General features: G+C 56.6%; 33 protein-coding genes. 19 read left to right on the top strand and 14 right to left on the bottom strand.

Going from position 1 to position 24,610, the window contains the following annotated elements:
* Nucleotides 1-5: 5 nt before the first annotated feature.
* From GRI36_RS01305 to GRI36_RS01270, 8 genes are all read right to left on the bottom strand, one after another.
* A complete protein-coding gene (locus tag GRI36_RS01305) occupies nt 6-404 on the bottom strand; it encodes a DUF3168 domain-containing protein (RefSeq protein ID WP_160596823.1) in 399 nt (132 codons plus the stop codon).
* Nucleotides 405-574: 170 nt separating this feature from the next.
* Nucleotides 575-1,120 (bottom strand): head-tail connector protein, encoded by a 546-nt coding sequence (locus tag GRI36_RS01300; protein ID WP_160596822.1) that lies wholly within the window; start codon nt 1,118-1,120, stop codon nt 575-577.
* Between the two features lie 122 nt (nt 1,121-1,242).
* The gene (locus tag GRI36_RS01295; protein ID WP_160596821.1) at nt 1,243-2,388 is read right to left on the bottom strand and encodes a phage major capsid protein; all 1,146 of its coding nucleotides are present in this window, start codon (nt 2,386-2,388) and stop codon (nt 1,243-1,245) included.
* A 92-nt stretch (nt 2,389-2,480) separates the two neighbouring features.
* The gene (locus GRI36_RS01290) at nt 2,481-2,870 is read right to left on the bottom strand and encodes an HK97 family phage prohead protease (protein WP_160596820.1); all 390 of its coding nucleotides are present in this window, start codon (nt 2,868-2,870) and stop codon (nt 2,481-2,483) included.
* Complete coding sequence (locus GRI36_RS01285) at nt 2,867-3,175, bottom strand: DUF6127 family protein (protein WP_160596819.1); 309 nt, start codon at nt 3,173-3,175, stop codon at nt 2,867-2,869. The genes GRI36_RS01290 and GRI36_RS01285 overlap by 4 nt, the downstream gene beginning before the upstream one ends.
* Entirely contained in the window at nt 3,172-4,350 is a 1,179-nt protein-coding gene (locus tag GRI36_RS01280; RefSeq protein WP_160596818.1) for a phage portal protein, read from the bottom strand. Before GRI36_RS01280 ends, GRI36_RS01285 begins: the two co-directional genes overlap by 4 nt.
* Nucleotides 4,351-4,366: 16 nt before the next feature.
* Nucleotides 4,367-5,716: a DNA-packaging protein gene (locus tag GRI36_RS01275; RefSeq protein WP_328598333.1), complete on the bottom strand. Its 1,350-nt coding sequence runs from the start codon at nt 5,714-5,716 to the stop codon at nt 4,367-4,369.
* Nucleotides 5,713-6,198 (bottom strand): hypothetical protein, encoded by a 486-nt coding sequence (locus GRI36_RS01270; RefSeq protein ID WP_160596817.1) that lies wholly within the window; start codon nt 6,196-6,198, stop codon nt 5,713-5,715. Before GRI36_RS01270 ends, GRI36_RS01275 begins: the two co-directional genes overlap by 4 nt.
* Nucleotides 6,199-6,431: 233 nt before the next feature.
* Here GRI36_RS01270 and GRI36_RS01265 point away from each other — a divergent pair, with 233 nt between their 5' ends.
* The gene (locus tag GRI36_RS01265; protein ID WP_160598979.1) at nt 6,432-7,079 is read left to right on the top strand and encodes a YqaA family protein; all 648 of its coding nucleotides are present in this window, start codon (nt 6,432-6,434) and stop codon (nt 7,077-7,079) included.
* 8 nt (nt 7,080-7,087) lie between these two features.
* Here GRI36_RS01265 and GRI36_RS01260 read toward each other — a convergent pair whose 3' ends face one another.
* Nucleotides 7,088-7,780 (bottom strand): Crp/Fnr family transcriptional regulator, encoded by a 693-nt coding sequence (locus tag GRI36_RS01260; RefSeq protein ID WP_160596816.1) that lies wholly within the window; start codon nt 7,778-7,780, stop codon nt 7,088-7,090.
* 54 nt (nt 7,781-7,834) lie between these two features.
* On the opposite strand from GRI36_RS01260, the gene GRI36_RS01255 reads away from it, so the two are divergent.
* Complete coding sequence (locus GRI36_RS01255; protein ID WP_202392083.1) at nt 7,835-8,683, top strand: sterol desaturase family protein; 849 nt, start codon at nt 7,835-7,837, stop codon at nt 8,681-8,683.
* Between the two features lie 56 nt (nt 8,684-8,739).
* Here GRI36_RS01255 and spt read toward each other — a convergent pair whose 3' ends face one another.
* Nucleotides 8,740-9,963, bottom strand: a complete 1,224-nt coding sequence (spt, locus tag GRI36_RS01250; RefSeq protein ID WP_160596815.1) for a serine palmitoyltransferase — start codon at nt 9,961-9,963, stop codon at nt 8,740-8,742.
* A 2-nt stretch (nt 9,964-9,965) separates the two neighbouring features.
* Nucleotides 9,966-10,205: an acyl carrier protein gene (locus GRI36_RS01245; RefSeq protein WP_160596814.1), complete on the bottom strand. Its 240-nt coding sequence runs from the start codon at nt 10,203-10,205 to the stop codon at nt 9,966-9,968.
* A gap of 150 nt (nt 10,206-10,355) precedes the next feature.
* Between GRI36_RS01245 and GRI36_RS01240 the strand changes: the two genes are divergently transcribed.
* Nucleotides 10,356-10,925 (top strand): Pycsar system effector family protein, encoded by a 570-nt coding sequence (locus GRI36_RS01240; RefSeq protein WP_160596813.1) that lies wholly within the window; start codon nt 10,356-10,358, stop codon nt 10,923-10,925.
* An 8-nt stretch (nt 10,926-10,933) separates the two neighbouring features.
* Here GRI36_RS01240 and GRI36_RS01235 read toward each other — a convergent pair whose 3' ends face one another.
* A complete protein-coding gene (locus GRI36_RS01235; protein WP_160596812.1) occupies nt 10,934-11,302 on the bottom strand; it encodes a response regulator in 369 nt (122 codons plus the stop codon).
* Between the two features lie 86 nt (nt 11,303-11,388).
* Between GRI36_RS01235 and GRI36_RS01230 the strand changes: the two genes are divergently transcribed.
* The 5 genes from GRI36_RS01230 to GRI36_RS01210 are packed head-to-tail and all read left to right on the top strand — an operon-like array spanning nt 11,389 to nt 14,643.
* A complete protein-coding gene (locus GRI36_RS01230) occupies nt 11,389-11,667 on the top strand; it encodes a DUF3572 domain-containing protein (RefSeq protein WP_328598332.1) in 279 nt (92 codons plus the stop codon).
* A 10-nt stretch (nt 11,668-11,677) separates the two neighbouring features.
* Nucleotides 11,678-12,307, top strand: coding sequence for an HAD family hydrolase (locus tag GRI36_RS01225; RefSeq protein WP_160596811.1), 630 nt, complete (start codon nt 11,678-11,680; stop codon nt 12,305-12,307).
* Nucleotides 12,304-12,765, top strand: coding sequence for a RidA family protein (locus tag GRI36_RS01220; RefSeq protein WP_160596810.1), 462 nt, complete (start codon nt 12,304-12,306; stop codon nt 12,763-12,765). Before GRI36_RS01225 ends, GRI36_RS01220 begins: the two co-directional genes overlap by 4 nt.
* A complete protein-coding gene (locus tag GRI36_RS01215; protein WP_160596809.1) occupies nt 12,737-13,510 on the top strand; it encodes a glycerophosphodiester phosphodiesterase family protein in 774 nt (257 codons plus the stop codon). Before GRI36_RS01220 ends, GRI36_RS01215 begins: the two co-directional genes overlap by 29 nt.
* Nucleotides 13,507-14,643, top strand: coding sequence for a GNAT family N-acetyltransferase (locus GRI36_RS01210; RefSeq protein ID WP_160596808.1), 1,137 nt, complete (start codon nt 13,507-13,509; stop codon nt 14,641-14,643). Before GRI36_RS01215 ends, GRI36_RS01210 begins: the two co-directional genes overlap by 4 nt.
* 29 nt (nt 14,644-14,672) lie before the next feature.
* On the opposite strand, the gene GRI36_RS01205 is transcribed toward GRI36_RS01210, so the two are convergent.
* Complete coding sequence (locus GRI36_RS01205; RefSeq protein ID WP_160596807.1) at nt 14,673-15,002, bottom strand: sel1 repeat family protein; 330 nt, start codon at nt 15,000-15,002, stop codon at nt 14,673-14,675.
* 292 nt (nt 15,003-15,294) lie between these two features.
* On the opposite strand from GRI36_RS01205, the gene dksA reads away from it, so the two are divergent.
* From dksA to GRI36_RS01165, 8 genes are all read left to right on the top strand, one after another.
* Nucleotides 15,295-15,753, top strand: coding sequence for an RNA polymerase-binding protein DksA (gene dksA, locus GRI36_RS01200; RefSeq protein ID WP_160596806.1), 459 nt, complete (start codon nt 15,295-15,297; stop codon nt 15,751-15,753).
* Nucleotides 15,754-15,904: 151 nt separating this feature from the next.
* Complete coding sequence (locus GRI36_RS01195; protein WP_160596805.1) at nt 15,905-16,282, top strand: PilZ domain-containing protein; 378 nt, start codon at nt 15,905-15,907, stop codon at nt 16,280-16,282.
* Between the two features lie 80 nt (nt 16,283-16,362).
* Nucleotides 16,363-17,838, top strand: coding sequence for an ABC transporter substrate-binding protein (locus GRI36_RS01190; protein WP_160596804.1), 1,476 nt, complete (start codon nt 16,363-16,365; stop codon nt 17,836-17,838).
* A 96-nt stretch (nt 17,839-17,934) separates the two neighbouring features.
* Nucleotides 17,935-18,324, top strand: a complete 390-nt coding sequence (locus GRI36_RS01185) for a DUF4112 domain-containing protein (protein ID WP_235902313.1) — start codon at nt 17,935-17,937, stop codon at nt 18,322-18,324.
* Nucleotides 18,325-18,361: 37 nt separating this feature from the next.
* On the top strand, nt 18,362-19,153 hold the full coding sequence (locus GRI36_RS01180; RefSeq protein ID WP_160596802.1) for a tryptophan 2,3-dioxygenase: 792 nt from the start codon (nt 18,362-18,364) through the stop codon (nt 19,151-19,153).
* A complete protein-coding gene (kynB, locus tag GRI36_RS01175) occupies nt 19,150-19,773 on the top strand; it encodes an arylformamidase (protein WP_160596801.1) in 624 nt (207 codons plus the stop codon). The genes GRI36_RS01180 and kynB overlap by 4 nt, the downstream gene beginning before the upstream one ends.
* Before the next feature lie 2 nt (nt 19,774-19,775).
* A complete protein-coding gene (gene kynU / locus GRI36_RS01170; RefSeq protein ID WP_160598976.1) occupies nt 19,776-21,020 on the top strand; it encodes a kynureninase in 1,245 nt (414 codons plus the stop codon).
* A gap of 140 nt (nt 21,021-21,160) precedes the next feature.
* A complete protein-coding gene (locus tag GRI36_RS01165) occupies nt 21,161-21,892 on the top strand; it encodes a glutathione S-transferase family protein (RefSeq protein ID WP_202392082.1) in 732 nt (243 codons plus the stop codon).
* A 273-nt stretch (nt 21,893-22,165) separates the two neighbouring features.
* Here GRI36_RS01165 and GRI36_RS01160 read toward each other — a convergent pair whose 3' ends face one another.
* Nucleotides 22,166-22,771, bottom strand: coding sequence for an HNH endonuclease (locus tag GRI36_RS01160; protein WP_235902311.1), 606 nt, complete (start codon nt 22,769-22,771; stop codon nt 22,166-22,168).
* Between the two features lie 122 nt (nt 22,772-22,893).
* On the opposite strand from GRI36_RS01160, the gene gluQRS reads away from it, so the two are divergent.
* Genes gluQRS through GRI36_RS01145 form a run of 3 tightly spaced genes read left to right on the top strand, consistent with a single transcriptional unit; the run spans nt 22,894 to nt 24,605 of the window.
* Nucleotides 22,894-23,736 (top strand): tRNA glutamyl-Q(34) synthetase GluQRS, encoded by an 843-nt coding sequence (gene gluQRS, locus GRI36_RS01155; protein ID WP_160596799.1) that lies wholly within the window; start codon nt 22,894-22,896, stop codon nt 23,734-23,736.
* Between the two features lie 29 nt (nt 23,737-23,765).
* Nucleotides 23,766-24,005: an HIG1 domain-containing protein gene (locus GRI36_RS01150; protein ID WP_160596798.1), complete on the top strand. Its 240-nt coding sequence runs from the start codon at nt 23,766-23,768 to the stop codon at nt 24,003-24,005.
* 9 nt (nt 24,006-24,014) lie between these two features.
* Nucleotides 24,015-24,605, top strand: a complete 591-nt coding sequence (locus GRI36_RS01145; protein ID WP_160596797.1) for a cob(I)yrinic acid a,c-diamide adenosyltransferase — start codon at nt 24,015-24,017, stop codon at nt 24,603-24,605.
* Nucleotides 24,606-24,610: the final 5 nt, after the last annotated feature.

Below are 24,610 nucleotides of genomic sequence, written 5' to 3'. Positions count from 1 at the left end.
ATGTGTTACTCCGGTGATGTTTCAAGGATGCGGAAGCGATATTCCAGCAGGATAGTTAGTAAATTTTGCGGACGCCGCTCGGCGCGGGCACGCAGGAATTGGACAGTGATCATGTCGAAGCCCGATTGATTGCGCGGGAAGGCGGTCATGCGCTTCTCAATCGCGGCGACAAGGGCGCCATCGCCTACGGCATCGTCGCCGCGAGTTTGCAATTCGAGTGCAATCCGGACCTCCCGTCCGATCCGGTTCTTTGCGCTCCAGTCAATCGATGCGCTCGTGGCAATGCCAAGCCAGGGCGGGGTGGCGCGCACCGGACTTTCCTCTTCGACTGCGTTGAGCAGATCGGCGAGAGTGAGGTCCGAGCGCAACCAATCGAGAAGCGCAGCGCGTAGCAGGGTTTCCATCTAACGATCCTCGCTGAAAAGGGGCCATAGCAATCGGGGGCTTCGCCAATGGCTGGCATCCGCCTTGCGTGCGCGCCTCGCATTCTCGGCGTAGGCGAGACCCAGTCTGCGCGCCTTTGCGACAAGCCGGTTGGTGAGCGCTGCCGAAGACTGCGACGATTTGGCATCAATCATGTAAGCCGCAGCCTGCGCCATGGACGCCACAACGCTGTGACAGCGGCGGGCGGCATTGCGGCAAACCCAGAATCTCGCTCGCGGAAATGCTGCGCGGCCAGACGGATGGTGCCATGCCTCAAACCTGCCGGCAGCGAGCCCCAGCCCGGCGCGAGTCCGGCGGTGAACCGGACCGCAATCCGGCCAGCGGCACCTTGGCGAATAATTCGTACCATGCCTGTGCCGTCTGCACCCAGATCCATTTCATAGGCGTCCGGCGCGAGGGCAAAGCGCGGCCCTTCTGCCGGAATGCCTTCCACTCCGGTGATGGCTAGAATGGGGCGCGTGGAAAGCGTTTGCCATTCACGCGAAGCCGGCCAGATTTCTTCATAGGTTGCAGCAATTGGAGCGGTACCGGTAAAAGCCTCGCACAATTCCAGGCTGGCTTCGAGCAAACTGATCAATGTCGGATCGTCGTTTGGTGTGGTTATGGCGAGCCATTGTTTCAGCTCGTCTAGGGCGGCCCCGCCAAGTTCGGCAGGGGCGAGAATGGCTCGTTTCATGGCGGTCTCCCGTAGTTAGAAAAGGTGCGCCTGCGCCGCCAGGCACTGGGAGGGCGGTGCGGGCGGCGCAGGCGCGGGATACCAGCGGGGGAGAAGGGGAACTCAAACCCCGCCGGGAACTGTTACTCCTCGATTTTGAGGAGTTTGATCGCCGCACTGTCGAGCACTTGGCCGCCAACACGCTTGGTCGCGTAGAAATGCACGAACGGTTTGTTGGTGAACGGATCGCGCAGTATCTGTGTCGCGCTGCGCTCTGCAATCAGATAGCCGTGACGGAAATTGCCAAATGCGATCGGAAATGCGCCCGCTGCGACATCGGGCATGTCTTCGGCCTCAACCACCGGATATCCGAGCAGGCGATCGGGCTGGCCTTCGACCAGACCGGGTTGCCACAGAAACGCGCCATCGGCGGTTTTGAGCTTGCGGACATCTGCCAGAGTCGACGAATTCATCACGAAGCTCGCGCCCTGACGGTGCCCTGCCTTCATTGTGTGAACCAGATCGATCAGGCGGCTTTCGGGCGAGGCGCCGAAACCGGCGGCATCGCCCGAACCGACATATTGCAACGCGCCGAATGCGCGAACGCTATCTTCTGCAACGGAAACAGGTGCGGATAGGAAGCCCATCGGCTGATCGCTGCCGGTGCCGCTCACAAAGGCGGCCCCTTCAGCGCGGGCGAATTCCATTGCTATCTCGCTGGCCAGCCAGTTTTCCAGATCGAAACCGGCATCATCAAGCATTGCCTGACTTGCCGCTGGGTTGGCATAAAGCTCTCCCGTTGGTGGGGCGATTTCAGCAAATTGCGGTGTATCGGTTTCTGGCCGTGCAGCCGTTTCGCTGACCCAGCCGCTGGCGGTTCCACCGGTCGAGACAAGCTTGCGATAGCCAGCGCTGCCAGTTTGCACCACTTGGGCCAATGCTCGGATCGGGCTGATCTCGGTCAGTTCGCGGGCGATCATTGCGTCCACTTCACGCGGTACGGCATAGCCGCCATCCGATGGCACTTGCCCGCTGATTGATTTGATCTCGGTCTCGCGGCCACGGCGCAAATAGCCATCGACAAAGCCTTTTACCTCGGGACTTGCATCAGCCGCTCCGGAAATGGCGGGGCGGGCGGCGGCTTTAGCTACTTTGTCGAGGCGGGCCTTCACTTCATCAACATCGCTTCGCAGCGTGGTTACATCCTTTTCGGTTTTGTCCTGACGCGCCACAATATCGAAGCTGGCGTCAAGTTGGTCAGGGGTAGTTTTGGGGGCAGTATTTTCCATGGGGGTAATCACCTTTTGGAGGTTGGGGGCGGGTGGGAGACACAAAAAAGGCCGCCTGCAGGCAGCCAAAATATCGGTCGAATTTTTCAGAATCAGGCGACCAGATGAATTCGCGCACCGTGTTGGAGCGGGTGAGTAACTAAGCTGACTTCAAACAGATCGATCTCTTCAAGAACACGTCCGGAGCCGGCCTTGCGAAATTTGCGCGCGCGGTAGCCAAAGCTGAGCCCGCTTACCGTTCGGTTGGCCAGCATCGCTGCTGCTTTGCTGCCGGGGTTGTCTAACCTGCCAATGACCCGAAGGCCGCGCGCGTCCTCACTGACTGCATCAACCCAGCCAACTCGCTGGTTTGGCCGGTGCTGCCAGAAAAGGGGTAATGGGCCGGCGCGCTCCGACAAAGTCCGGGTGAAGGCGTTTGGAGCTATGGTATCGGCTGCGGCGTCCGGCTTTCCAAACAAAGCCGCATAGCCAGCAAATCTCATCGCAGCATGCCCGGAACGCCGATCCGCACTGCAATGCCAATCAGCAATAATGCGAATATGCCGCGCACCACCCACTGGATTACTGCTTTGGAGGCGCTTGTTTTGGCATCACGCCAGGCTTGCAGCAGCTCGCGCAGTTCATCGATGTCGTTCTGCGCATTGTCATCGCTCAGACCCAGCCGAACCATTGCCCGATCTGCGCCCATTTCACTCGCTTCTTCGATAATCGCGCGCAGTGTAACCAACTCACCGCCTTCGCTTGATGCCTGCGCGATCAACCCGGCGAGCATATCTTGTCTGTTCATTGCACATCTCCTTTTGCGCTGAAGCTTTGAGAGCTTGGTTCGAGACCAAGCAGAGCGCGTTTCTCGTCGGCGCTTAGAAATTCGGCCGCCGAGACTTGCGACCACAACCGCTCACGGTCTTCCGACAAGGCGGAAATCTGGTCGAGATCGACCGCAAGCGTCGCGCCGCCAAACCATCCCGATAGCCCCTGCTGCAATCCGCCGAGGATCTTGCCAGCTAGCGGCAGCAGCGTCAGCCGCCACAATGCCCGATTGGCCTCGCGGTAATTGGCATAAGTGTTGTCACCCGGCAGCCCGAGCAGCATGGGCGGCACACCGAAAGCCAGCGCGATATCGCGGGCGGCGGCAGCTTTCAGCGTGGCGAAATCCATATCCGCCGGGCTCATCGACATGGCCTTCCAGTCCAGGCCGCCTTCGAGCAGCATTGGACGCCCTGCATTTGCCTGCCCTGCATAGGCGCTTGCGAGTTCGGATTTCAGCCGGTCAAACTGATCGGTGGTCAGCCCGCCAGAATCGCCTGCATCATAGACCAAAGCGCCGGAGGGTCGCGCCGCATTTTCAAGTAGCGACCGGTTCCACTCGCTTGCTGCATTATGGATAGCGACAGCCTGATCGGCCGCTGCCAGGCTACCTGCCCCATAATGGTCATCAACGGGATGGACGCTTTTCAAATGGATGATGTTGGGCCAACCCGCCTCATCCTCGAGTGGGATTGTCAGCGTCCGTTCGGTCAATTTATACTGATATGCGGCTGGCCAGCCATCATCGCCTGGAACGATTGAAACCCGCTCGGGGCGTAAAGCGAACAATTCGGCTGGCTGGCCGGCACCATCCTTCAGAATTTGCACATAGCCATTGCCGTGCAGCAGCAGATGCATCGCCAGCGTCTCGACCAGGGACTGCCCCGCGCTGGATGTCCTGATTAATGCAGACAAGGCCTCATCTGTAGGGGTTAGCGGCGCGCTGCCAACGCCTTCGGCCACAATCCGCACGGCACGTTGTGCCACCGGATTTTCGACGAAGCTGCGGCGCACCCCGCGGCCATAATCAAACGGCGCACGCGGGCTGCCGCCGTCAAAGGCGACCGCCCAAGGGGATTGGAAGCTGCGCGCCAAAGGCACACGGTTGCCGCCCCCGCCCTTAAAGGCGGAAGCGAGAGTGGCTAAAAAGGACATAGGATTTCCTTGGTTGTCAGATATTCGAAATTCGCGGACGAGCTTGCCGACCCAGCATCAATTCACTCAACGCCCATACCAGTGCGTCCGCCCGGTCAGGGCTGCGGCCGGGGCCTTCATAAGCGCCGCCTGCCATCAAACCGCACATCTGGTCTTCCAACTGAGCGAACATCCCTGCGTGGTGAACGCGTCCCGCTTCGTAAAGTGCGGCGACGGGTTCGGCGCGGGCGACCTTGCCTCTGCTCGCATGGACCAGCTTCAGCGGCAGCGAAATGTTGGCTGCGCGCAAGACGCTGGCGACCATCGCTCCGCCCTGATTGGCTTCGGCGACTACGCGATCGGCGGACCAAGCGGCTGCTGCATCGGCAACCGCGCGGGCCCAGCGTTCGGGACTGGCTCTACTGACCGAGCAATCGGCGAGCACCACGCCGGTGCCACATTCGTCCAGCGCCGCCACGACGATCCCGCAATCGTCGCCATGCGCAGAAATGGGCGGATCGACCGCAACCACAATCCGCGCGGGCGGACTTTCGGGTAGGAGAATTCGGCACTTCTCTAGCAGCGAGCGAGACCACAACGCGCCTTCTTGATCGGCGAGCATTTCACCCAGCAATTCCTGCCGGCCCAGTGAGGATTCGCCATATTTGCGCCGCATGTCTCGGGTGAATTTTGCGGGTAGATTGGCGGAATTGTCATAGGTCGAACCGCGAGTGATAGTGACATCGCCATTGCTCTCCTCGTCCAGCAATCGGCGCATCAATGGAACTGCGCGAGGCGTAGTGGTTGCCAGCACCCGTGAATGCTTGCCAAGCCGCAGTCCCATCATCAAATTATCCCAAGCTAGCAGGCTTTTGACCGGATCCCATTTGGCCACTTCATCGCACCATGCGTGGCTATGTTGCGGCCCGCGCAGGCTTTCGGGCTCAGCGGCAGAATACAATGTAGCGATAGCGCCGTTGGGCCAGGTAAGTCTCCGCAATGACGGTTCAAACCTGGGCATCCGGTAGGGCGGAGAGCAGGCCAGCAAACCGCTTTCTCCCTCCACCATCACGGCGCGTGCCTCTGCCAGCGAAGCACCAATCAGCGCGATTCTGGCAAGCGGGTCTTCTTCCGCCAGATAGCGAACCCATTCGGCCCCGGCGCGGGTTTTGCCAAAACCACGCCCGGCCATGATTAGCCAGATTTGCCAATCGCCGCTTGGGGGTAGCTGGCCAAGATGCGCGCGGGTCGCGAAATGATTGTCCCATTCAAGTGCGATCCTTGCTTCTTGATCGCCCAGATCTTCGAAAGTGTTTTCGCGTTCGAACGCATTTGCTTCGGCCACGAAATCCAACGGATCGGTGGCCGATCCAGTGCCCGACGTCACTGGATCGTGTCACCACGTGCGTCGCGGCGGGCGAGAACGCGCTGCCGCAGTTCCTCCAATTTTGCATCGATGATTTTGCGAGCAGACGCCGCGTCCATATTGCCCCTCTGTGCCTGTTCCTGAACCATCGTATCACGGTGCAGGGCAAGCAATCTCAGTGCGGAAGCATTATCATATTTGGGGCCGTCCTTCGGCTCTCCAGCGCGCAATCTGGCGAGCAGTTCAAGTTCCAGATGTTCATAGCCCTCGACCAGAGCGCAATGCCACTGGCGGGCAAATTCATCTTCCTCACGCCTGACTTTGTAGGCACGGCTGGGATTGATTTCCGCCCGCCGTGCAGCCTCGGAAACATTCGATGTTTCGGCCAGGCTGTCGAGGAACAGAGAACGCCAATGGCGGTTGAGTTTGTCCTTTTCCCCTTCTTTGAAGGCCGGATTGATTTTGGTCGGCTTTGCTTTGCGCTTACCGGATTTGGTGGTCATTTTCGGGGAAGCTCCGCTTGTTGAAAGCTCAAACGCAAACGGGCGGCCCGCCATTAGTGGAGGGCCGCCCGCTTTCGAATCGGTCTATCGCGATGTTCCGTTTCTCTAACCAAAGAGCGTTACGATGTCAATAGCAAAGTGCCAAATAGGTTATTTTCTTTATGATTGCCTCATGGGCGCACCTCGCCTAAATCGCTCGCGAGTAATCGGGAAGCCCACTCACTATGATGAAGATGCTGCGCGGTCTGTATGACTGGACGATGGACAAGGCCACGCATCCGCATGCGGTGTGGTGGCTGGCGTTTTTCTGCTTTATCGAAGCGAGTTTCTTCCCGATCCCGCCGCATCCCTTGCTCGGCCTGATGTGTCTGGCCGCCCCGAATAAGGCGATCCGCTTTGCTCTTATCGCCACGCTATCGTCGGTCGCAGGAGCGTTGTTTGGCTATGCAATCGGCTTCTTCCTGTTCGACACCGTTGGTCAGTCGGTGATTGCGATGCTGGGTCTGACCGAGAGCCTTCCTGCTGCGCGCTGCACCTTTGACGAATATGGAGCGGCGGCGGTGACCATTGCGGCGGCAACCCCTGTGCCGTTCAAATTGCTCACAATTACCGCCGGTTTCCTTGAGATGTCGCTGGTGCCGTTCATTGCGGCCAGCCTCGCAGGCCGCGCACTGATCTTCATGACCGTCGGCATCTTGTTCCGCTTCTTCGGCGCGCCGATTAAGCGTGTGATTGACCAATATCTTGGCACGATGACATCGATCTTCGTGGTTCTTGTGGTCGGCGGGTTTATCGCACTGACGCAGATGGGCGGCAGCGATGAGGGCGCCAAAGACACATGCGTATCGGCGGCCGAAGGGGGCGCGACCCAAATACGCTAAAGCTTGCCCTATCCAGAAGCTGCATCTTTCAGTATTTTGGCATCGATAATCTCAAGCCTCCCGTACCGTCTTACCAGCGCGCCCTCTAACTCCATCTGCCCAAGGCATTTGTTTACTGTTGCGCGGGTCAGTCCGGTCAGTTCAGCCAGTTCTTCCTGACCGAGCCTGACGATCGCTGGTAAGGGGCCGCCGCCGGCCAGGTTAATCAGCACGGCCGCGATCCGCGCCTTGCTTGTTCCTTCGCCCAAGCTCGACACCAGGCTTACGGTTTCTTGCAACTGCTTTGCCAGCGCACCGATCAACCGCCGCATTGCAGGCAAGTCCGTCGCGATTGCCTGTTCAAAGGATTGCCCTTCAATCCAACGCAATTTCACATCGCCATCCGCGACCGAATCGACTGCGCGCTCGTTTGCAGCAAATAGCGCCAGCTCACCGTAAGAATCGCCTTGGCCAAGCAACGCGATCACACGCAATTCACCTTTCAGGCGAAATTGGCCGACTTTGACCGCGCCTTGCTCGATTACCCAGAACCCGTTTGGCTTATCGCCGCGATGCTGGATGATTTGGCCGTCAGTAAATTGCAACAGCGGGGCTTTGGCCAGAAGGTCAATTTGCATCGCCGGAGCCAATTCACCGAACAATGTCGGTGCTAGCAGTGAACGATACCTCAGATTCGGGTCAAAATGTATACTGTTTGACATTCTAGTCCGGCAATATGCGTTAGCTGACCAGCAATCAAGAGAGGGACACGAGCATTGGCTACATCCACAATTGTAATTCTAGCGATCTTTTTCGGCTACGCACTGCTTGAAATGTGGCGCTCTGACTTGTTCAGTAAGCAAGAGCAGACCCGGGATGACGGGATCGTTGAACTGGTATCGACCTTTGTTCTGCTCGGTCTCACTCAGCCGATGATTTTGTTTTTGTCCGCTGCGCTAATGGGTTTAGCGGCCCCCGGGCTGGCGGGGGCCTTGGCCGATATCAATATTTTCGCGGCAATCGCGCTGTTCCTCGTCTTTGACGATATGATGCAATATTGGCTGCACCGCGCATCGCACACTGTGCCTTGGCTGTATAATTTGCACCGCGCCCACCATAATGCCCGCTACATGAGCGTTCGCCTGGTCTACCGGAATAATCTGTTTTATTATGCGCTGATGCCCGGGATCTGGTTTTCTGGTGTGCTGATTTATCTCGGACTCGGCTGGGTTTACGCTGGCTACATCGTGGTCAAATTATTGGTGATCACCGGCGCGCATAGCAACGTTGCTTGGGACAAGCCGCTTTACAAGATCAAGGCATTGTCACCATTCATGTGGGTGGTTGAGCGGGTCATCTCCACACCTGCAACACACCACGCCCACCACGGTCGCCACGCCGATGATCCTGCGGTTCAATATAAGGGCAATTTCGGCAATTTGCTGTTTTTCTGGGATGTTCTGTTCGGTACAGCAAAGATCACTCGCTCATATCCGGTCAGCTATGGAGTGGAAAATTTGCCCAAGGCAACGCTCGGCCAGCAATTGGCGTGGCCTTTGTTCAAAGAAGGCACCGAGATGGAAGCAGCGTCTGAACAGCCGAAATCCGGCGCAAGCGTGATTTAAGTTGGAGAGGAAGGCAGCCAAAGAAGCTGCCGAACCTACAGGGTGAGCGGCCGGGCTCAGATGATCCCGGTCGCTTTTCCAGCCCGATCGAACATGCCCAATATGGTGGTCACTTCCTCATCACTATGCTCTGCACAAAGTGAACAGCGAAGCAGGGTCATGTTAGCCGGGGTTGCTGGTGGTCGGGCCAGATTGACATATAGCCCTTCTTTCAGCAGCGCTTCCCACATCATCGCGCCCCTTTGCAGATCAGGCATGATCACCGCGACAATTGCACTTTGGCATTCGTCTGTACCCAGAGTGAAGCCCATTTCTTTCAGGCCGGCATGGAGCCGTTTGGAATTTTCCCACAGATGCGCCCGCTTGTTGTGGCCATGCATCAGTTTGCGAATGCTGGTTTCGGCTGTTGCTACAACGCTGGGAGGGAGCGAAGCCGTGAAAACGTATGGGCGGCAAACGAGCCGCATGATTTCAAACTTCGGATGGTTGGAAACGCAAAAGCCTCCGACGGTCCCGACGCTCTTCGAAAAAGTTCCGATGATAAAGTCGACATCGTCAATCACTCCGGCGGCTTCGACAACGCCGCGACCATTCTCGCCGATGAAACCCATCGAATGCGCTTCATCGACCAGCACCATCGCGCCATGCTTCTTCGCAATCGCGACCATTTCCTTCAGCGGGGCAACATCGCCAAGCATCGAATAAACGCCTTCGAGAATAACCAGCTTCCCGGCGCCCTCAGGTACACGCTTCAGCCGCTTTTCCATCGCTTCGATGTCATTATGCTTGAACGGCACGACTTCGGCATTACCCATCGCGCAGCCATCCCAAATGCTGGCGTGGCTATCGATGTCGAGAATGATGTAATCGCCTTTTCCGGCGATTGTGGAGATGATCCCGAGATTGGCAAGATAGCCGGTCGAGAACACCATTGCGTGTTCCATATCGTAAAATTCTTTGAGTGCTTCCTCGCATTCCTTGTGGCCTTGATACGTACCGTTGAGAACGCGGCTCCCGGTGGTGCCGGTGCCAAAGTCCGCCAGCGCTTGCTTGCCTGCGTCGATCACATCGGGATCGAAGGTCATTCCCATATAATTATAGGTGCCCAGCAATATCGTATCGCGCCCATTGCAAATGGCGCGGGTCGGGGAGAGAACTTTCTCCATGACCAGACTGAAGGGATCCTGCACACCGCTGGCGAGCAAGCCTTCGCGCATTGCAATGATGTCATCGAATTTGCTGAAGAGATCGCCTGACTCGGCGGGAATATTATCGCTCATAATCAGTTCTGCAATTTGGTTACGGCATCAATCAACTGGCCGAAGTTTTCTATCTCCGCCTGCTGGTTCATGCTGATGATGATATCGAATTCGTCTTCAATCTCAGCGACAAAATCCATCACAGTCAGGCTATCAAATTCCAGATCGTTGGCAAATGTGGACTCGTCCTGCAGCTTGATGCCCTTCTTGTTGAATGGCTCAATCAGCGAGCGGATTTTGCTGTCGACTTCGGCACGGTCCATCAAAATTCTTCCAATCAAATTAAAGGCAGAGCGAGCGCTTGCCATGACATTGGGGCCGAAAAGCGGCTGAAACCCCTGCTTGTCAAGCGCAACAGCCGCTGGCAAGCCTGCAAATGCATTGAATAGATATGCGCGGGGGGCACAATATCAATGACCGACAACATCCAAGGCGCATCGGCTGAAACCGAAGCGACGGCCATCAAGACCACTCCCGAATCGCCAATCTACTCGGCCCATGCGGTCCATATGGCGCGCACGGCGCAGGTCAACACGCTTACTCTTTCGCAAATGGCCGACCAGAAAGCGTCGATCCTGATGGGCGCAACTTTTTTGGTCTTTTCACTGTCGATCAGTCGGTCGCTTGGCGGTGAAGTTCCCTATTCGATGATGGTGCTGGCGGTGTTTTCGTTTTTAAGCTCGCTTTGCGCGGTCATGGCGGTGCTGCCATCTGTCCGAAAACCCAAAGACACAGGACCCATCCCCAACAAATTGTTTTTCGGACATTTTGCCGAGCTGGACGAAGAAGAATGGGTGGCATCAATCCTAGAAGAAATGCGGTCTGACGAGCGGATTTTCCGGACCATGATGCATGATATCTATCAAAACGGGCAAGTGCTCGCCCGGCGCAAATATCATTTCCTTGGTCTGGCCTACCGGATTTTTATCGGCGGTTTGTTTGTAACGCTGATCGTGTTTCTTTCGGAATCATTGGCAAGGTGAAGCCGTTTCTAACCGTCCAGTAATGCATTCACCGCCGCCATGAACGGGTTGATCGAAACTGGCTTGGACAGATAGGATTCGGCGCCTGCATCGCGGATGCGTTCCTCGTCACCCTTGCCGGCATAGGCGGTTACCGCGAGGATCGGCACATCCATTAGCGAAGCATCTTTTTTGAATGCCGCAATCAAGTCAATACCCGAGATATTTGGCAGCTGAATGTCCATAATCACCAAATCAGGCGCAAAGGCACGGGCAGCATTTAAGGCCAATTCGCCGTCTGCGATTGGCTCCACCTCACACCCGTTTGCTTTCAGAACATCGCAGAACAGTTTACGGTTCAAATCGTTATCCTCGACAACGAGGATTCTCTTTGCCATTGCGTCTCTCACTCGGCCAATTGCGCAAGGACAGATTGCCTTTGCCTTAGTGCCTCTAGGACTCTTGCAGGATTCTGACAATTCTCGTGCAAAACGAATTCACCCGCAGCGGTCATATGGAGCCGCAAAACCTCGCGCTGGCAGTGCTTGGCTGGATATTGGGCGATGGACCCAGAGCAGAGCGGCTGCTTGACCTCACCGGTCTGACACCCGATTTATTGCGGGAGCGTTTGGGCGATCCGGGCGTTCTGGCCGCAGTACTCGAATTTCTGATCAACCACGAGCCTGATTTGGTTCGGGCGTCAGACGAGCTGCAAATCACACCGCAACAAATTGTCGCGGCCCATGAAAGCCTATCCAGATGAGTTCTTACTAATGGCCAAGCCGCTGCTGATTTCCGATTGCGACGAAGTATTGCTGCATATGGTTGCCCCTTTCCGTGATTGGCTGGCCGAGAAAGAGGGTGTGACATTTCGCATGGAGGGCAACAATTTTGCCACTGCAATGCGCTGGCAGGAATCGGGTGAATTGGTTGAGGAGCGTGACATCTGGCGCTTGCTTGGCGGATTCTTCGATACCGAGATGCACCGTCAGAACCCGATTGAAGGCGCGATTGAAAGTGTTAACCGGATCGCCGAAAATGCCGATGTGGTGATTTTGACCAACCTCAATGATGAACGGCAACAGATGAGGGCGGAACAGCTTGCCGCGCATGGCGTCCATGCTCGCGTGTTCACCAATCAGGGGCCGAAAGGCCCGGCGCTCGCGAGAATCGTTGAGGAATATCAGCCGCTTACGACCATCTTCATTGATGATCTGCCGCAGCATCATCAGTCGGTCTCGGTCGATGTGCCGCAGGTGAAAAGATTGCATCTTTGCGGAGAGCCCATGTTGGCTCCGCATATCGATTGCGCTTATGAAGCGGGTCACGCCCATGCGCGAATTGACAGCTGGGACCATGCCTTGCCTTGGCTTCTGCGCGAATTGCACGAGGAAACAATATGACTATTGCAGCACGGCTTCAGGAATTGGGAATTGAGCTGCCCAAAGCGGCGGCACCGGTTGCGAGTTACGTTCCGGTCGTTGTCCATGGCGGGATGGCCTACATCTCTGGGCAATTGCCTTTTGTCGGCGGCCAACTGGTCACCGGCCGGCTGGGTGAGGATGTCTCGCTAGAGCAGGGAACCGAAGCAGCGCGTGCGTGCGGCTTGATGATTTTGGCGCAGCTCGAGCATGCCGGCATCGAATTGGACCGGGTCGAGCGGATCGTAAAATTGGGTGCATTCGTCAGCTCGACAGGTGACTTCGCCGATCAGCCCAAAATTGCCAATGGCGCTTCGGAACTGATGTTTGAGGTGTTCGGCGAGATTGGCAAGCACGCCCGCAGCGCGGTTGGCGTGCCGGTGCTGCCACTGAATGCCGCGGTAGAGGTGGATGCGATCATTGCTATTGCGCCTGCTTGATAATTGGCGCGCACCTGCGCCGCAGCCAGACAGGGTAAACTGGCTCAGCGAATGGGATTACGCCCATCGCGGCCTACACGGTGATGGCGTCCCGGAAAATTCGCCCTCGGCCTTTGCCGATGCGATTGCGCGCGGTCTGGGTATCGAATGCGACATCCAGCGCACGCGGGATGGCAAGGCAGTTGTGTTCCATGATTGGGACCTCGATCTGCTGACTGACGAGACAGGGCCGGTGAACAAGCGCGACGCAGCCGACATTGAAAAAATCATGCTGTCCGGCAGCACCGATGCGATTCCCCAATTGAGCCGGTTGCTGGATCAGGTCGCCGGGCAGGTGCCAATTTTGATTGAATTGAAATCCGCATTTGATCGCCGCACGAACTCGCTTTGCTTGGCGGTCAATCGCGCCTTGGAAGGGTATCGTGGGCAGTATGCAGTGATGAGTTATGACCCGCGCGTTGCAAGCTGGTTCCGGTCACATTCTCCGCGAGTTGTTTGCGGGCTGGTGATTAAGGAAGAGGGCAAGAAAAATGTGCGTGGAGCATGGGAACGGCGCCTGACGCTGTGGCATGCCAAGCCCGACTTTCTGGCCTATGATGTGCGCGATTTCCCGAGCAAATTTGCGAGCGCCCAGCGCAGTCGGGGCATTCCGGTATTGGCGTGGACGATCAATTCGGAGGAACTGCGCACGCGTGCCGTCGCTCATGCTGACGCGCTGATCGCGGAATTAGAAGGCTCGGCGTGAGCGAAATACCGCTTGTTGCAAAAATTGCCGGCTCCGTCGGAGCTTTGCCCGAAGATGGATGGAATGCGTTGGCAGGCGACGATAATCCCTTCGTGTCATATGCATTTCTAACTGCTTTGGAAGATTCTGGCAGCGTCGGCCCGGGCACCGGATGGCAGGCTACTCCGATTATCATCGAAGGCGAGGGTGGAGAATTATTGGCTGCGATGCCCGCCTATCTGAAGGGGCATAGTCAGGGTGAATATGTGTTCGACCACGCATGGGCTGACGCCTATCAGCGAGCTGGTGGTGAATACTACCCAAAGCTTCAGATCGCCGCGCCATTTACCCCAGCGACAGGCCCAAGATTGCTTCTGTCGGACCCGAAATATGCAAAGCCGCTGCTTCGTGCTGCAGAACAGCTTTGTGCGAGCAATGGGTTTTCCTCTGCCCATGCAACTTTTATCGAGCCAGATCAGATAGGATTGTTCGAAGAAGCTGGCTGGATGAAGCGCAGCGACACGCAATTCCATTGGGAAAATCGCGGATATGGATCGTTCGATGATTTCCTCGGCGCGCTCTCATCTCGCAAGCGCAAGGACATCCGCAAGGAGCGGCAAATGGCGCAAAGCGGCGTTGAAATTGTGCATCTTGTCGGCGATGAAATCCGCGAGGAGCATTGGGATGCGTTCTGGGAATTTTATCAGGATACAGGTGCACGCAAATGGGGGCGGCCCTATCTGACGCGCGAAGCGTTTACATTGTTTGGCGAACGGATGGGCGACCAGATATTGCTGATGCTGGCGTTAGAAGACGGCATCCCGATAGCAGGCGCGCTCAATTTCGTAGGCGGTAGCGCGCTATATGGCCGGTATTGGGGGTGCAGTAGGGAAAAGAAGTTCCTGCATTTCGAATTGTGTTACTATCAAGCAATTGATGCGGCTATTGCCCGCGGCCTGAAGCGCGTCGAGGCAGGTGCCCAAGGCGGCCACAAATTGGCAAGAGGGTACGAGCCGGTTACGACATGGTCCGCCCATTGGATTGCTGACCCAGACTTCTCAGCCGCTGTGTCAGACTACCTCCTGCGCGAGCGCGAAGGCGTTCGTACAGATCAAATGTTTCTAAGTCAGCGAACGCCGTTCAAGAAAGATTGATAGGCTCAGGTGGAATGCCAACCAGCTGTTTAGGCAGCTTGTCGTGCGGTAGAGCGCAGCCATTCGCGGGCACGGCGCTGGGCTTCAGCGATTTCGCGAGCGGTCATTTCATCTGAGACGTCGGCACGGCACCAAGCGGCTTCTTCATGTCCATTGGTCGCCGCCAGATTAAACCACTTATGGGCCTCAATCAAATCGCATGGCGCGCCATGACTGCCAGTGGAAAACGCTACGCCCAGGTCATAAAGTGCCGAGTCTTCGCCTTGAGCAGCGGAAGCGAGGCATTGTGCAACCAAAAGATCAGCGGCGCTTGTATCGGCTGGTTGGGCGTTTCCGCCATCGATCGAAGTCAGTTTCATTATTTAGTCCCCCAAGTGGCTGGCGGTTCCCTTTTCCGCCGGTGACCTCTGGTTCACCCGAACATGGTCAACAAATAGTTAACGCGGCCATCAATAATTTACTGCCTTCCCGTAAATTGCCGGCGCCTTGTCAGCAAAAAGATCAGAACGAGCCGCCAAATACCCATTGCGGCTTGTGCGCGAATGGAGTGCCGCCTATAGGCGCGCCAACGAACAGGTTTTGAAAACGCCCAAGAGGTAATGTGATCGAAACTTGATCGACTGACAGGATAGCTTTGGGAGCTGAGGACTAATGACCAGCGTGTCGTCCGATGACATAGAAGTCCTTGAAAGGGTTAAGAAATCGCTTGCTGCGGATTATGCTCCGAGCGACTCCGAACCTTATATGAGTGAGATGCAGCTGAATTATTTCCGCATGCTGCTGCTCGAATGGAAGCGCTCGATTCACTCCGCTTCCTCCGCAACGCTTCAATCTTTGCAAGATGCCCCAATCCGCGAAGCGGATTTGAATGACAGGGCTTCAAGCGAAACCGACTGGGGCATCGAATTGCGCACCCGCGATCGCCAGCGTAAACTGATTATGAAAATTGATTCAGCGTTGCGCCGGATTGACGAGGGCGAATATGGCTATTGTGAAGTGACCGGAGACCCAATCGGCCTTAAGCGTTTGGTCGCAAGGCCGGTCGCAACAATGACCGTTGAAGCACAGGAAGCGCATGAGCGGCGGGAAAAAATTTCACGCGACGATTAAACCTATATATATTAAACAGATATATTACGCCAGCTCCCGAGGGAGCCAGCTTGGCAAAATTAAACACTTTTTGACATTTTACATTTATCAGATGAGTCTGCTCTTTCAGGAGCGGAGTGTTAATTGCGTTTGAAAGAGAGACAGCCAGCCAATGTCCGGAGTTGATACCCGAAATATCTCGCGCGATAGTTTGTTCTTGATGGCTGATGTCCAGCTTGATGGAGACGATGCCGCGCACCGGGTGAAAGTCCGCAATTTATCCTCCGGCGGAATGATGGCTGAGGGCGGCCCTGCAGTAATTCGTGGCAAGAATGTATCGGTCAATTTGCGCAACATTGGTTCGGTTGATGGGGTTGTGGCGTGGATCGAGGAGGGGCGCTTCGGCATTGCGTTTTCGAAGGAAATAGACGCGAAACTTGCCCGTGCACCGGTGGGCACCGGGGACTTGGCATCGCCTCGATTTACCCGGTCAGCGGGAATTGATCCGAACGCAATGATTGGTGATTCCAAGCGCCTTCGGAACATCTGATCCCAAGCCGGTTCTTCTGATAAGAAAGATAGGCTAATTCGCCGCTGACGAACTGTCTTCAAGCTGCTACTTGCATGCTAATGGCACGTCTCGGAACTATTCTACTCACCATGATTTCGGCGGTTGCGCTGGCAGGATGCAGTGGGAGCACGGACGACAAGGTCACCCGTGTCGCCTTCATTGGCAATTCAAGTGACATTGAGGAAGATGGTGTCCGGCTGTCAGTTGCAGCACAGCATTTACGGGCGGCGACTGCAGAGGGTCTGGTCGCGTTGAACGAGCGAGGGGAAATCGTCCCTGCTCTTGCCGAACGCTGGATCATAACGGATGATGGGATGAGTTATATATTCCGTCTGAGAAGCGCCGATTGGCCAGACGGGACACCTCTCACGGGAGCTAATGTTCGCGCAGCCTTGGAGCGCAATTTCAAGCAGCTTGATGGGACATCACTTGGGCTTGATCTCGACATCATCTCCGACACGAGAGCGATGACCGGGAGAGTCATCGAAATTCGGCTGAAAAGCCCGATGCCGCAATTTCTTCAATTACTTGCTCAACCCGAATTAGGTCTTCGGCGGAACGGAAAGGGCACTGGCCCTATGGTTTCCGAGATCGAAGGTGGCCAGGCTATTCTGGATGTCATGGTAGATGGGCGTAGTGGCCTTGAGAGTATTGAAGACCGCAAGGGCAGTTACCGGCAAATAGCGGTGATAAGCGCTCCGGCTGATGAAGCGACAAAGTCATTCCAGAATGATGAAGCAGATGTTGTTTTTAACGGCCGGCTTCTCAGTTTGCCTCTGGCGGCAACCGGCCCACTGACCCGCGGCACTGTGCGGCTCGATATTGTGGTTGGCTTATTGGGCTTGCAAATCAGCAACAGTAATGGACTGCTGGCAAGTCCCGCGCGGCGCGAAGCATTAACGAAGGCAATTGACCGGGAGACGCTATTGGAATCATTTGCCGTCGGTGGCTGGGTTCCGGCTTCTCAAATCGTCCCGGCCGGACTGCCTTCAGAACCGATTTCCGTGACCGTGCCTTGGGCGGAAACTCCAATTTTGGATCGGCAAGCTGATGCGCGGCGCCAGATTAACGCTTGGAAAAACGGCGAAGGTAGGGGGCAAGCGAAATTGACAATCTCCCTGCCCAGAATGGCTGGATCGAACCTGTTTTTTGTGGCGCTGAAAGAAGATTTTGAAGCGATTGGCATCACGCTCGAACGCGTTGGACCAGATGACCCGTCGGACCTGAAATTAGTCGACCGGATTGCCCGATATGGCGACGCGCGCTGGTTTCTCAATCAGTTCAATTGCAGCTTGAAGCGCGGCCTGTGTTCTGCCCGGGCAGATGCGTTAGTCGGCGCTGCGGTCGCTGAAAGTGACCCAGTAGAGCGCTCGCAATTGTTGGCAGCGGCAGAGCGCGCCTTGCTTGAAGAGAATGTTTATATTCCTCTAGGTGCGCCTGTCCGCTGGTCCTTGATCAGCGGCGGCGTCGACGGATTTATTGAAAACCCGTCGGGAATGCATCCCTTGTTCCCGATGGCATTACGCCCCATTTAAGGGACGAATTGCCCGTTTTCCGGCTGAATGGAGTGCCCGATGGCTGACTTGGAACCCTATAATCCCGCCGCCGAAAACAGCGGGCAAGCCCGGCCAATGGGTTTTGAATTGCCGACCGGTACGGACCCTGCATCGGTTCGCAAACGGATTGAAGCTATGGAGCAATTGCTTGAACGCAGCTTCCGCATCCCCGGCATCAATTATCCGGTGGGCCTCGATTCAATTGTCGGGCTGGTGCCTGTTCTGGGCGATATCGTAACCACAGCGATGGGCGCCTATATTGTTTGGGAAGCGCGCAATCTGAATCTCCCGAAATGGAAGATCTGGCGGATGGCCGGTAATGTCGGTTTTGATGCGCTGCTAGGCGTGGTGCCGGTTGTTGGCGACGCCGCCGACTTCCTGTTCCGCTCCAACTCGCGCAATTTGCGGATCGTCAAGAAGCACCTCGACAAACATCATCCCGGTTCGAAAGTGATCGAAGGATAGTTTCAATACAAACCACTTTGGTCCTATAGCCTCTGCCATGACCAAAGGCGTTACCTACTCGAGCTATCTCGACCTCGACCGTATTTTGACTTCGCAGCATCCTGCGTCCGATGCACATGATGAAATGCTGTTCATCGTGGTCCATCAGGCCAGCGAATTGTGGTTGAAACTTTGTCTTCATGAACTCTTCGAAGCGCGTGAGCATATTGCTGCCGATACGCTTCGCCCAGCATTCAAGATGCTTGCGCGAGTGGCGCGTGCGCAGAACCAGCTCATCTCCAGTTGGGACGTTCTCTCGACCATGACCCCGCACGACTATTCTCTCGTGCGCCCGCATTTGGGTACCAGTTCCGGCTTCCAGTCGGCGCAGTACCGGCTGATGGAATTCCTGCTCGGCGGACGAAACCCCGATATGGTGACAATGCACGAAGCGACCCCCGATGTGGCGAAGCAATTGCGCGCTGAATTGGGCAGGGCCAGCCTGTATGACGAAGCGGTGAAGTTGCTAGCCCGTCGCGGGTTCGCGATCCCTCCAGAAGTGCTTGAGCGCGACACAACAGGCCCTTGGCAGGCTTCAGAAGCGGTTGAACAGGCTTGGGCAGAAATTTACCGCCACCCCAACAAACATTGGGATTTGTATGAGCTGGCGGAAAAGCTGGTCGATCTGGAATATCATTTCCAACGCTGGCGGTTCGGCCATCTGAAAACCGTTGAGCGGATTATCGGCTTCAAAAAAGGCACCGGCGGCACTGCTGGCGTACCATATCTCGAAGCAGTGCTGAAACAGACCTTCTTCCCTGAGCTGCTTTCGGTCAGAACCGCAATATGAGCCGCATTTGGGATATTTCGCAGAAATTGCGCGCCGGGTTGCCGGTTTGGCCAGGCGACACGCAGTTCAGCCATACCCCGACTTGGGAAATGCGGGATGGCTCGCCAGTCAATGTCTCAGCGCTGACTCTCTCGACGCACAGCGGGACTCATGCTGACGCACCGCTGCATTATGATCCTGCGGGACTGGACAGCGCCGCCTCTGATCTTGAGCCCTATCTGGGTAAATGTCTGGTGGTTGACGCACGCGGCTCTGGCGCGGCGATAGCAATTGGCACTGTGCCCGGTTTGGATGGCATAGAGCGGGTGCTGTTCCGCACCTATGAAAGTTTTCCGCATGATATGTGGGACGAGAATTTCACCGCCATCGAGCCTGAAACGATTGCGTGGCTTGCGGCACAGGGCGTGAAGCTGGTCGGGATTGATACCCCCTCGCTCGATCCGCAAGATTCCAAGACGATGGACGCGCATAAGGCGGTGCTTGCGGCGGATATGCGGATATTGGAAGGGCTGGTGCTGGATGATGTTCCGCCGGGTCTGTACGAGCTAATTGCCCTACCGCTGCCGATTGCGGGCGCTGATGCCTCGCCGGTTCGGGCCATTTTGAGAGAACTTCCATGAGCCTGCTCGATCAAGCCCGCGCGCTCGACGCCGCTGATCCTTTGCGCGAATATCGCAGCCGTTTTGAACTGCCTGAGGGAGTGATCTATCTCGACGGAAATTCGCTCGGCGCTTTGCCCAAGGCAACCAAAGCGCGGCTTAGCCATGTGGTCCAGCGCGAATGGGGCAGCGACCTGATCCGCAGCTGGAATGCGACCGAGAATGGCGGTGACTGGATTACCGCGCCGCAGCGGATTGGCGCCAAGATTGCGCCGTTGGTGGGGGCGCAGCCGCATGAAGTGATTGCGTGCGACAGTGTGTCGGTAAACCTCACCAAGCTGATCGGCGCGGCGCTCACCATGAATGCGGGCCGCACAGTGGTTCTCTCCGAACCGGGCAATTTCCCGACCGACCTCTATATGGTTCAGGGCCTGCAAGCGCGCGGCATGGCCGAGCAGCGGCTGGTTGCACGCGACAAGATGATCGAGGCGCTGGACCCGAAAAATGGCGGGCGCGATGTCGCGCTGCTGATGCTGACCCATGTCCATTACAAGACCGGCGAAATGTTCGACATGGCGGCGCTGACCAAGGCGGCGCATGATGCGGGCGCGCTGGTGCTGTGGGATCTGTCGCATAGCGGCGGCGCGGTGCCGGTCGATCTGAACGCGGCAGGCGCGGATTTTGCGGTCGGCTGCGGCTATAAATATCTCAATGGCGGACCCGGCGCGCCGGCCTATGCTTTCGTTGCCGAGCGGCATCATGAGACATTCCGGCAACCGATCACCGGATGGATGGGCCATGCGCAGCCCTTCGCCTTTTCGGACACATACGAACCCGCGCCGGGTGTCAGCCGGATGCTGGCGGGAACCCCGCCTATCCTTGCCATGGCCGCGCTCGAATGCGGGGTGGAACTGATGGCGGAAATCGGGATGGACAGGCTGGTGGCCAAGTCACGCGCCCTGTCCGAATTCTTCGGCGCCGCCATGGCGCAGCATTGCCCGCATATGCGCTGCGTCAGCCCGGCCGACCCGGCGCAGAGGGGCAGTCAATTGTCGTTCCGCCATGCAGAAGCCTATGCGATTTGCCAGGCGCTGATCGCGCGCGGCGTGATCGGCGATTTCCGCGATCCGGATATCCTCCGCTTCGGCTTCGCGCCCGCCTATGTCAGTTTTGCCGATGCAGCGGGGGCAGTGACCGCACTGGCGGAGATTTTGGACAGCGGTGAATGGGACGCGCCGGAGTTTAGACAGAGGGCGGCGGTGACCTGATGGCAGGAATTGGGGTGGGAAGCGGACATTAGAGCATTGAGTTTCTCTCTTTGGTCGTTCCAAGGTATCAAGCGCCCTTGGGCTTCTAGGCAAACGGGCGGGAACGGTTTAGTTTCTATCTGAAATTCACAGGCCTTTGCTTGGAATCTGAAAAAGGAAATGGCGTGGTCACCCTCTATACACTCCCACCGGCATTCGGTCAGCGCAATCCAAGCCCATTTTGCTTGAAGGTGGAAATGGCTTTGACCTACCTCGAGCTTGATTTTGAATCCAAAACTACCTTGGAATTGAACAAGGCTCCGAAAGGCAAAGCTCCCTGGCTCGAAGACAACGGAATCATTGCAGATTCCGAACTGATTCTCGGCCATCTAGACAGCAAAACCAATGGTAGATTGCTCGGTCAATTGACGGCGGAAGAAGTCGCAATTGGAACCGCATTTACGCGACTTGCCGAGGACCATCTATATTGGTTGACCGTTGCTTCACGCTGGTTGGATGACGAATGGTTTGAAGTCGTGAAACGCGATTTTTTCAGCAGTCTACCCTGGCCACTTCGAACGATTGTGCCTTTGATAGGGCGGCGGCGCATGCGTCAGACTTACGATCTGCATGGATTGGGACGACACAGTCTTGAAGAACAGCAGGCATTTCTGGATCGTGACGTGGAAGCGTTGGTGGCCCGCTTGACCGATCACAATTACATCGCTTCAGATCGCATGACGATTTATGATTTTACGGTTGCGAGCATGTTAGCTTCCAGCATGGACAATCAACCTGAAACTTGGGTTTCGGCAAGGATGAATCGAGAACAATCTCTGCGAGACTATATCGAGCGTGTACAAGAAGAGGTGGGTGTTTACGGCAGAAAGTGAAGGCTAGCTTCACTTGTCCGTTGTCCGCCTTGGTGACCAATGTCGACAATGTTCGGAGTAAACGCGAATGTCCGCAAATGGGTCGTAAGCGGACATAACAAATTCTCCTGTCCTACAAGCGGTCCATGATGGCATTTCGGGCAAATGCCACTCGTATCCCACCCCCTCAGTTCACCTCTTCCATCACCATTGAATCCGGCCCCGGTTTCGACTTCCAGGACTGTGTTCCATGTGTTCCACTTGCTCAGCTTTCGCGCCCCAAAGCTGAACGAATCACGCCTCCAGCTCGATGTCCCAATAGAGCCAGTCGCGCCATGTTTCGTGGAGATAGCCGGGCGGGAAGCTGCGGCCATATTGCTGCAATTGCCAGCTGGTCGGGCGGATCGGGTTGACCTGCTTCATATGCGCCTGTTTGGGCGTGCGCCCGCCCTTCTTCATGTTGCACGGCGCGCAGGCGCTGGCGATGTTTTCCCACGTGGTCTTGCCGCCCAGACGGCGCGGGATGACATGGTCGAAGGTCAAATCCTGCCCGCTGCCGCAATATTGGCATTCGAACTTGTCGCGCAGGAACAGGTTGAAGCGGGTGAAGGCGGGAAATTCGCTTTGCTTCACATATTGCCGCAATGCGATGACCGAGGGGATCTTCATATCGAGCGAGGGCGAATGGACCTCGCGGTCATAGCATTCGATGATATCGACCCGGTCGAGGAACACCGCCTTGATCGCGGTTTGCCACGGCCAGAGGCTGAGCGGGTAGTAGGACAGCGGGGTGTAATCCGCATTGAGCACAAGCGTGGGGCATCCCGCCAGATTGCGGGTTCCATCATCAGCCGCGCTTCTGAAGTGTGCGGCGCGTTCGATCAGTTCGGCCTTGAACAAAGTCTGCTCCCTTCTGATAGACATGAAGTGAGCATTTGCGCCAAAAAGCGTCAACCCTGTTACACAGGTGCAATCCACAGGCAATTTCGCCATATCGCCCGGTCGGGAAGGGAAAAGCAGCCATGATCGTCACCCGCTTCGCCCCTAGCCCGAACGGAATGTTGCATTTGGGCCATGCCTATTCGGCAATCGTCGCGCATGATCTGGCGCGCGGGCAAGATGGGACGGCGGACGGACGCTTTCTGCTGCGGATCGAGGATATTGACGGGGAGCGGAGCAGGCCGGAACTGACAGAGGCCTTTCGTGAGGATTTGGCATGGCTGGGTCTGGAGTGGGAGGAAGTCCCCCCGCAATCCTCGCGGCTGGAAAGATACGCTGCAGCTGCCGAGCGGCTGAAGTCAGAAGGCTTGCTCTACCCGTGCCAATGCACTCGCAGCGAAATCGCGGCGGCAGCGCGGCAAACGGGGCCGGAGGGTCCGGTCTATCCGGGCACATGCAAGCATAAGGCGTTTGATCCCGGCGTTCCTGCCGCATGGCGGCTTAATATCGCCGAGGCTATCGGGCGCACCGGACCACTTGATTGGTGCGATGATCTGGCAGGCTTGCAAGTCGCGCAGCCTGAATTGCTGGGCGATGTTGTGCTGGTGCGTAAAGACAATCCGGCAAGCTACCACCTCGCCGCGACGCTTGATGATGCCGCTGACGCCGTTACGCTGGTCACACGGGGGCAGGATTTGTTCGCTGCGACGCATGTTCATCGCTTGCTACAGGCGCTGCTCGATTTGCCAGTGCCAAGATGGCATCATCATGCGCTGGTGCTGGACGCATCGGGAAAGAAATTGGCCAAGCGGCGCGGCTCCGCATCGCTTGCTGATTTGCGGGCAAAGGGGGTGGATGGAAAAGATTTGGGCACAGAATTGCGCGCCGGGCGTTTGGCCGGTGTAAACTCACTCTCACAGGTTTAAATTCGCTCTCAAATGCTTAGGTAGAGATTATGAACTATATCCTCATCCCCGCCCTCATCATCCTTTGTGTTCTTGTTATCGTGTCGCTCATCCGCGGCATCGTCGCGTTTATGCAGAGCACCAAAATCGATCTTGAAACCGGCGAGAGCATGGATGCGAGCGATATGCAGCTGAAACAGAACAAGGCAATGTTCGCCCGGATTAAATATCAGGCGCTGGCGATTGTGGTGGTTGCGATCATCTTGGCAATTTCGCGCGGCGGCGCGTAACCACCCGAAATGGTAAAGCTCAACAAGATTTATACACGCACTGGCGATGATGGTTCGACCGGATTGGTCGACGGTTCACGTCTGGCGAAACATGCAATGCGCATGGCGGCAATTGGTGCAGTCGATGAAGCGAACAGCGTAATCGGACTTGCTGCGACATCGCTTCAAGGCGGGGCCTATGCCGCCGATGTTGAGCGCATCCAGAACGATATGTTCGATCTTGGTGCCGATTTGGCGACGCCGCTTGGTGAATTTGGCGGTGAAGATTTCGAGCCGTCCGAAATGGTCTTGAGAATAGTCGCAAGCCAAGTGGAATGGCTTGAAGAACGAATTGATGCGCTGAATGCGAAGCTTGAGCCGCTGACCAGCTTTATTCTGCCGGGCGGAACAGAAGCTGCGGCCCGGATGCACATCGCCCGTGCTTCGGTGCGCGGGGCAGAACGGGCAATGACCGCAATGGCCGCAGAAGAACCGACCAATCCTCAGGCGCTTGCCTACATCAACCGTTTGTCGGATTATCTGTTCGTACTCGCCCGCGTGCTGAATGATAATGGCACAGCCGATGTTAAATGGGTGCCGGGATCGAGCCGGACTGCGTGAAGCAA

The organism is Pontixanthobacter gangjinensis, assembly GCF_009827545.1.
GTDB lineage: Bacteria > Pseudomonadota > Alphaproteobacteria > Sphingomonadales > Sphingomonadaceae > Pontixanthobacter > Pontixanthobacter gangjinensis.
The sequence above is the reverse complement of the archived record's forward strand: the minus strand, read 5'-3'. Positions and strand labels throughout refer to the sequence as shown.